A 7,737-nucleotide genomic window follows, 5' to 3' on the forward strand; every position below is an offset into this window, starting at 1 on the left:
TCTGTCAAAGAACAAAAAAATGAAGCCTGAAAGGAGGTCAAAAAACATCATTTGAATAGTCGTCCGAAACCGCTTTTTGAGCATTTTTGAGTGGCACCATTACGGCGATCATCGGTGGCACTATTAAGGCGATCATTGACATGCGGCGTTAATTCCAAGCGAGCCGCCCTTTGTCGATGAGCTGAGAAGATCGTCGACCGCTGCAATGCTTTGACGCATTTCATATCGAACCCAAGACTTCCCGGCGAATTTCTCGATGAGGTAGGGAGAGATAGGAGCATTCTGAATTCCTGATCCGAACGGCCCTGAAAAGTTGGCTATGTAGCTGACTGCAAGCACTCTGTATTCCGGAAGATCGGCGCCAGCAGGATAGCCCTCCGATTCGTGCTTGACCCATTCTGCCAATGGCTGACTACCGAGGCGCGCTGCAAGCAGCCTTAGCTTAAGCAGTATCGGTCCAAGGTCTGCATCATCCTGAAGGACTGCTGTCTGTATATCGTGAAGCAGGCTCATTTCGTACCCTCTTGCGACGCCCAGCGTCGCGAATCACCGGCGGCAAAAAGCAGAGCGAGGGACGAGCGACGCTTTTTGACGTCCGAGTGCATTTGCCTTGTTATGCGTTTTTATCATTTGCGGCATGTGATAGAAGCAGGCTGCACCAATCAGCGTAAAATTCTAATACAGGAACAATGGTCTCTCTAAAAGTGTTCGGTTCTTTAGAATCGACAGATAGAAATCCGAAATATTTATTGTCTGTTTCATATCCAGCCGTAATTGGTACAACAACTGTAGAACGATACAGCAGCGCCCAATTAGGGTTGGGATTATAGTAGTTTTGTTGTTTCATTAGGTCATGGAAAATAAGAGGCTTGCCTGTTCTTATTACACCGCTTTCAGATAAATCTCTTAGTCGGAAAGGGAATTGAAGCTCTTTTTCGTTATTTTTACCATTTTTTTCAGGAAAGCTTCGGGCGATTGTATGGATAAGCGAATTCTCTGATTTATCTTTCACGGTTATTACGCTACATGCTGCTCGGCAATCTGCACCGGTATGTTCTCGCGCAATATTGGCAAGAGAATCCATGCAACGTTGAAGGCTTTGGTTTATAAATTTTTGAGCATTTTCATCAGACCTATTAAATAGCCAAAACATGTCATTTCTGGCTTTCAGTATATCGCCAGTCATATTTCCAGATATATCGAACACTTCATTTAGAATAGCATCACTTTTTTTAATTCTCTTTTTGTGTTGAATGTTTCTGATAGTTAGAAATACAATAGCCGTAAATGCTACAGATAGGAGAATAATCGCAGATAGGATTTGAGAACCAAGAAATGTAAGTATTCCCGTAAAGCCTGTAATAAGAGAAACAATTATGGCTGCTCTATTAAGGCTGTCCCAAGAAGAAATGTTTCTTATCCAACTTCGCACTTGCTTTTTCCTTTTACGCATAACCATTTATTCACAGGGCAATTTGCCCTGATATTATGATATTGAGAGGGTATTCGGGCGATATTTCCTTGTCTCAATATCACGGCATGTTTTCGAAGGGAAGAAATCGCAACAAAAAGATGCATTGGTTATTGAATCTATCCCGTTTCTTTTCCAAACCAGATTATCATATTCATGTCAATCAATAAAGCACTCCAAACTGATAGACGAGGTCCGATAGGCGATGTGATACCAGCAAGACAAATCTTATAATTTTTTTTGAATCAACCTTCCTGTTCATCCCTCCCGATAGCCCACCCGTAACAACCCAAATTTCAAATATATATTACCTTAATAGGATTGATTCTACGGATATATCCACCCCATCCAGGAATCCTATTGCCAAATATTTGAAACCCAGGGAGGAACCCGAAATGGATCAGTTATGCACCGAAAAACCCACAGGCATCGATTTGTACCATGTCAGCGCCAACCATGGAGACTGGGCTGCCACCGTCCCCGAAACCGTTCACATGCTGAAAACGTATCTAAAAACAGATCACTTCGCCGTCCTGTCGCTGGAAAACATGCCCGGACAACTGATGGAATGGATCTTCAAGGCCTTTGAGGATGCGGAAGGTCATGAGGTGGACGGGGGATGCATGCTGGAACTCGGAGACTATCACGGGATCCCGGCGGCGCTGTTCAACGACGATCTCACCGCCGTCATTTTCGCCCAGGCAGACGAGCAGAAGGCAAGGGATGCGCTCTCCGGCAACATCCCAGTATTTGAAGACGTGGCGTCTCTGCCCGAGAGCCCTCCCCCGGATGCCGCCGCCCTGCTCGGGATGTTCGAGCTGCGGATCTGGGTGCCGCAGACGCAATGGAAGATCGCTGCGAAACAGGTCCGGAGGGTCTTCACGCATTACCTGCCCATCTATGTCGGCGCTCAGGATACCGTCCTGGTGCCCGATGATGCAGAGGAAGAGATCTACAGCAGATTGGAAGCCTACTTCGAGCGCATGGCCATTTGCCAGATCGATGGAATGCTCTCCAGGGAAGAGGCCCGAACGGTCGCTGCCAGACAACTTTCTGCATCGATGCCGGCACGACCGAGCGTCTAGCCAAACCTTTCCCTGCCCACCGATTTCCCCGCATTCCACAACACGATCCACCTATAAAAATCCCGACAACACCTGACCGAAAACCCGTTTCATCTTCATCGCCATCCCCACATACGGAGGACCCTCATGTGTCAAAAGCAGGAAGCCCAATTCTGGGAGGATCTGAAATCAGGCAGGTTCGCCTCCATGGTCAGAGAATCCGTCAAGGCCCAAAGCCTGTCCAATGCGTCCGAAGTCTACAACATTGTCAAACCCCTGTTCGCAGAGCAGGACGATGTGGAGGTGTTCTATGGAATCTTCCTCGACGCCGCCAACCATGTCCTGGCCATCGAAAAGCTGTGTTCGGGCACCCTGTCCAGCACCGCGATCTATCCCCGGGAAATCGTCAAGAAGGTAATTGCCTACAAAAGCAGCGCCATCGTCTTTGCCCACAATCACCCGTCGGGCAAAACCGATCCTTCCCGGGAAGACTATGCCATCACCATCAAACTCGGTATCGCCCTGGACAGCATCGGCGTGACCATCCATGATCACATCATTGTCGGGGACGGATACCACAGTATGGCGGATGCGGGATGGCTGGCAACGATGCGCCAGAAGATCGCAGACCTGACAATCCCGTGACCCTACCTCGAAAGGAAGACCCGTGGACCATGAACCCTATCAATCGCAATATACAGAGACAAAACTCCAACAGAAACTGGCCTTCCTCCCTCAGAAAGCCGGATGCAAGCTCTACGAACAGGCGCTGCTCCTGTATGTGCTGCTGACGGAAAAGGAGGTCCCGAACTGGATCAAGGTGGCCATCATCGGTGCTCTGGGCTACCTGATCTGTCCCATCGATGCGGTTCCGGATTTCCTGCCCGGAGGCTATCTGGACGATATCGCGGTGATGGCCCTGGTGCTGGCCAAGGTCAACGCCTATGAAACTCCGGGAGCCAAAGAGCGGATGGAAAAACTGCTGCCCGACCGGTGCAAGGAATCCTGAGCGTTTCCCCGATCATCAGCCAGAACGAAAACAGTTCCAGAGAAATCAAACTCAACATCAGACCCCATGCCTACATATCCGGCATGGGGTTTTCTATTTTTGGAGGGAAATATCATGCAGAACCGGAATGACCATCATCCCCTGATCCGCTATGTGGACCTGGAAAAAGCCTTCGAGGACGTCGATGAACGCTTCCCGGAGGATCTGTCGGCTGTCCGCCTTACCTATATCAAGGATGTTCATTTCGACGACTACGAGCTGGAGATCTTCATTTATGGACAAAATTCGGGCCTGGATGACGCTCCCGTGGTCCATAGCGGCATATCCAACCCCGAAAACTTTCTGGTGGATGGAACCCCGGAAATCAAGCCCGAAATGGTGATCGCAGTCTTTGACGAGAAGATCCAACACCTGCTGATCGAACGGGGGATACCGATCGAATGGAATGCCGGAGAATCCTCTGCCCAGGTGATCGATCTGACGGGATACGACCCGAATCTGCTGCTGGAGGCTGAAGATTGTTGATCCGAGAATCCCGAGTACCAATCCGATCGGGAGAAGACCGCAGAAAGGAAGCGGAAGGCAGGGAGAAACCGGCGGGAAAGTTGTCCCGCTTTTGCTGCTCTTGACCGGAGGGTGACCGGAGTTTTTTCCGGGATGAGAACAAACCATTGAGGGACAAGAAAACGGAAATCCAGGGCAACGGTCTGACGATCCGATGCCCTTCTTTTTGTCCAGGATATTCTCCACGGTTCTGTCCCGTTTACCCATCCCCCCTACCCCACGGAGGTCAAAATGAGCAATGAGATCCTGCGATCCCGCAGATTCCGCTTCACCAAGAGAATGATAGAAACCCTGCCCGCCCACCATCCGAAGAGCCCCTCCCGGGAAATGGAATATTCGGATGTCGAGGTGGTCGGGCTGAGGCTGCTGGTCAGCAAGAATGGCAGGAAGTTCTTTTACCTGCGATACCGCTATAACAGCAGAAAACGGGTGATCCGCATCGGGGAATTCCCGGCGACATCGCTCCAGGATGCCCGACAACGCGCCAACGAGTTCAAGAACATGCTGTCCCAGGGCATCGATCCCCTGTCCGAACGGGACAAGGTGACGGGCGGCATGACGTTTCAGGTATTCGGGGAACAGGGTCTCCGCCAATGCGCTCCAGTTTTTGCTGTTCACGGGGTTGCGACACAACGGCAATCGCTCTTCTGCACCCGATTGACAACAGACATGGGAAGCTTATGTTTTTCATGTCTTTCTGAAAACGAATCTTCCCGACCTTTTCCGCATTCCCCCCACGAATTCAGAAAGATCTCGAATTCGGAATTCAAAACCCCCATTTCACCAACAATAAATAAAACTTGCGGCAATTCGCCGCCGTTTTCTTGCCATCCGTCTCCATAAGGAGGAATATCCTATGAATACGAATAAATACTTCACATACAAATTTTTATTGGTTTTTGCAGTCGTTGTCGCATTTCAGCCGGCGGCATCGGGCGCAGCGTTCGATTTTGAAAATGGGAACGCCCCCGTCGAGGTAATCATTCCCCGGGTGATCCCGGCCATATTCCAGTCGGTGTCCCCCACGGCAAGCGACGCAACGCTGGTGCTCCGCATCACGACATTGATCACCAACTCCTGGTTTGACGCCATCGCGCCCTATCATCCCACCGCCGTGGGGGTGTATTCGGACCTGGAGCGGCAGGAGGCAGGTCAGGCGACCAACAGCAACCGGAACACGGCCGTCCTGTATGCGTCATACCGGGTGCTGAACAGCCTCCTCCCCAACCACAAGGCGGATTGGGAGGGGATGCTGACCTCCGTGGGGCTCGACCCCGATGACGACCAGGAGAACACGACCACCGCCATCGGGATTGGGAATCTTGCCGGCAACGCCGTGGTCGCCAACCGGGAGCATGACGGGATGAACCAGCTCGGCGACGAGGGCGGTCGCACTTACAACCGGGTGCCTTATGCGGATTATTTGGGCTATCAGCCGGTAAACACCGCCTATGTCCTCAGGAACCCCTCCCGATGGCAGCCGAATATCGTGAGCGCCGGAAACGGCATATTTCACGTCCAGCAGTTCGTGACACCGCAACTGCGCGTCACCATGCCCTATTCCTTCGACAACCCCAACCGCTTTCATGCGCCTGTCCCCACCAGCAGCAACGTCAAGCACCGGAAAGCCTACAAGCAGCAGGCGGATGAGGTCCTGGCCGCATCGGCGGGCCTGTCGGACCTGCAGAAAATGACGGCGGAACTGTTCGACAACAAACTCGCGAGCCTGGGCTTCTCGGCGCTGTTCGCCTCGCAGACGAATGGGCTCAGCCTGGAAGGATTCATCCAGTATGATTTCCTCACCAACCTGGCCGCCTTTGACACAGCCATTGCCGTTTGGAATGAAAAATATCGCTATGACGCCGTACGCCCCTTCAGCGCCATCCGGTATCTGTATGGAAACCGGCCGGTGACCGCATGGGGCGGGCCTGGAAAAGGCGCGGTGAACGATTTGCCCGCTTCCGAATGGCGCAGCTACCTGAACACCGCGGACCACCCGGAGTACCCGTCGGGGTCCGCCAGCTTCTGCGCGGCCCATGCCCAGGCCAGCAGGCGCTTCCTGGGATCGGACAACCTCGGGTGGGTGGTTCCCAGGTCCAAGGGCTCCTCGGTTATCGAACCCGGCATTACGCCGGCCGGCGATATCGAGCTTGAGTTCGATACCTGGTCGACCTTCGAAGAGGAGTGCGGCCTCAGCCGCCTGCGGGGCGGGGTGCACTTCATGGCCTCCATCCCGGCCGGGCAGAACCTTGGCCGCACCATCGGCGATCTGGCCTACGCGTTCATCACCAGCCATATCAACGGCATTGCCCCCTGACGCAGGGGGATGCGGTACCAGATTCTAAAAGAGCGGAATCTTCCCATCGGCACGGTGCCTACTCATGCCGATGTTACGGGAAAAATGAATCTTTTGGGAAGAGGAGGATATGGGAAGAAAAAAGCTGGAAAATTGAAGAAAAAACTTAAAAAAATAAACTTTTAGAAAGAAGATGAAGAAGGTCGATCACACATTTTTACACCGCCGCGCTGGGCACACTTTAAGAACGCCGCTGACAACGAATATGCTTTTGGAGCTGAAGGTTGTTGATCCGAGAATCCCGAGTGAAAATCCGACTGAAGAAGACCGTACGTTAACAGCCTCTCGGCCAAAGCCTCGCGGGTCATGTAAACGTGCAACGGACCGATCCGTCATCCAGAGCATGGAAAAAAATTTCTTTGTGTGATATCCCATCAAATAATATCGCTGTAGCGTATCCCGTCAGCAACATGAAATCAAACACATCCACACTGGAGGCATCTTGTGAAATTCCTGAATTTAAAAGCGGTTACCTATATCTGCTGCTGTGTTCTCCTGGTCGCTTCCTGCGCGGGCACCGAACTGACCCGAACCCAGGTTTATCCGGCCTTCAGGGGAGAGCCCGTGTCCAATATTCTTGTCATCGCGGTGACGAACCAGGAGGACAAGCGGCGCCTTTTTGAACAAAAATTCGTGGCGCTTCTGAAGGCCGCCGGCATCAGGGCAGTTTCAAGCATGGAGGCTATCCCCATGCCGTCGGATCTGAAGATCGAGAAGCAAACGGTCCTGGCTGCTGTCCGTCAATTTGAAAATGACGCGGTGATCGTCACGCACATGGCGGGAAAAGAAGAGAAAGAGGTCTATACCCGAGGCTCATACGAGGGGCTGGGCTTTTACAATAATTACGGCCGAATCTACAACTATGCCAATGATCCCGGGTATTCCAGCTCAAAAACCAATGTCCGCCTGGAAACGAACCTGTACGACGTCAAAACGGAAAAACTCATTTGGACCGGGCAGTCAAAATCATGGGATATCGACACCCGAAACCAAGTCATCGATGAAGTGATCCAGGTGGTAATCCGGGATCTGCAGAAAAACAAGATTATTGCCTCAAAATGACCGTGATGCGATCCAGTTCTTCAGGCAATCCATAGTGAGGCAGCTTTCGAAGATATGTGCCGCCTGCAAATATAGACATAATGATTGACAGTTAACATCCGAGCTGCTCGATCATCCAGCTCTGCGCAACGCGCAGAGACCCATCATGGGCTCCGACGAGTTTTTGAGGACCCATTCTCGCCCATGATGAGTCTCTGCTGGCTGCATCGGA

At 51.8% G+C, this 7,737-nt stretch carries 9 protein-coding genes; 7 read left to right on the forward strand and 2 right to left on the reverse strand.

The features are described from left to right. Positions 1–132: 132 nt before the first annotated feature. Together ACEW8N_RS19495 and ACEW8N_RS19500 are read right to left on the reverse strand one after the other, a co-directional pair. Positions 133–513: a hypothetical protein gene (locus ACEW8N_RS19495; RefSeq protein WP_373501536.1), complete on the reverse strand. Its 381-nt coding sequence runs from the start codon at positions 511–513 to the stop codon at positions 133–135. A gap of 100 nt (positions 514–613) precedes the next feature. After that, the gene (locus ACEW8N_RS19500; RefSeq protein WP_373501537.1) at positions 614–1,432 is read right to left on the reverse strand and encodes a GAF domain-containing protein; all 819 of its coding nucleotides are present in this window, start codon (positions 1,430–1,432) and stop codon (positions 614–616) included. Between the two features lie 434 nt (positions 1,433–1,866). Here ACEW8N_RS19500 and ACEW8N_RS19505 point away from each other — a divergent pair, with 434 nt between their 5' ends. The 7 genes from ACEW8N_RS19505 (at position 1,867) to ACEW8N_RS19535 (ending at position 7,526) form a co-directional block, all read left to right on the forward strand. Then, the gene (locus ACEW8N_RS19505; RefSeq protein ID WP_373501538.1) at positions 1,867–2,556 is read left to right on the forward strand and encodes a hypothetical protein; all 690 of its coding nucleotides are present in this window, start codon (positions 1,867–1,869) and stop codon (positions 2,554–2,556) included. Between the two features lie 126 nt (positions 2,557–2,682). Further along, entirely contained in the window at positions 2,683–3,180 is a 498-nt protein-coding gene (locus tag ACEW8N_RS19510) for a RadC family protein (protein ID WP_373501539.1), read from the forward strand. Positions 3,181–3,202: 22 nt separating this feature from the next. Beyond that, positions 3,203–3,544, forward strand: coding sequence for a YkvA family protein (locus tag ACEW8N_RS19515; RefSeq protein WP_373501540.1), 342 nt, complete (start codon positions 3,203–3,205; stop codon positions 3,542–3,544). Between the two features lie 114 nt (positions 3,545–3,658). Next, positions 3,659–4,069 (forward strand): hypothetical protein, encoded by a 411-nt coding sequence (locus ACEW8N_RS19520; protein ID WP_373501541.1) that lies wholly within the window; start codon positions 3,659–3,661, stop codon positions 4,067–4,069. Positions 4,070–4,387: 318 nt separating this feature from the next. Continuing rightward, the gene (locus ACEW8N_RS19525) at positions 4,388–4,951 is read left to right on the forward strand and encodes an Arm DNA-binding domain-containing protein (protein WP_373501544.1); all 564 of its coding nucleotides are present in this window, start codon (positions 4,388–4,390) and stop codon (positions 4,949–4,951) included. Between the two features lie 13 nt (positions 4,952–4,964). Next, complete coding sequence (locus ACEW8N_RS19530; protein ID WP_373501542.1) at positions 4,965–6,425, forward strand: vanadium-dependent haloperoxidase; 1,461 nt, start codon at positions 4,965–4,967, stop codon at positions 6,423–6,425. Between the two features lie 483 nt (positions 6,426–6,908). Beyond that, positions 6,909–7,526: a hypothetical protein gene (locus ACEW8N_RS19535; protein ID WP_373501543.1), complete on the forward strand. Its 618-nt coding sequence runs from the start codon at positions 6,909–6,911 to the stop codon at positions 7,524–7,526. Positions 7,527–7,737: the final 211 nt, after the last annotated feature.

This window comes from Desulfococcus sp., from assembly GCF_041737845.1.
Classification (GTDB): Bacteria; Desulfobacterota; Desulfobacteria; order Desulfobacterales; family Desulfococcaceae; genus Desulfococcus.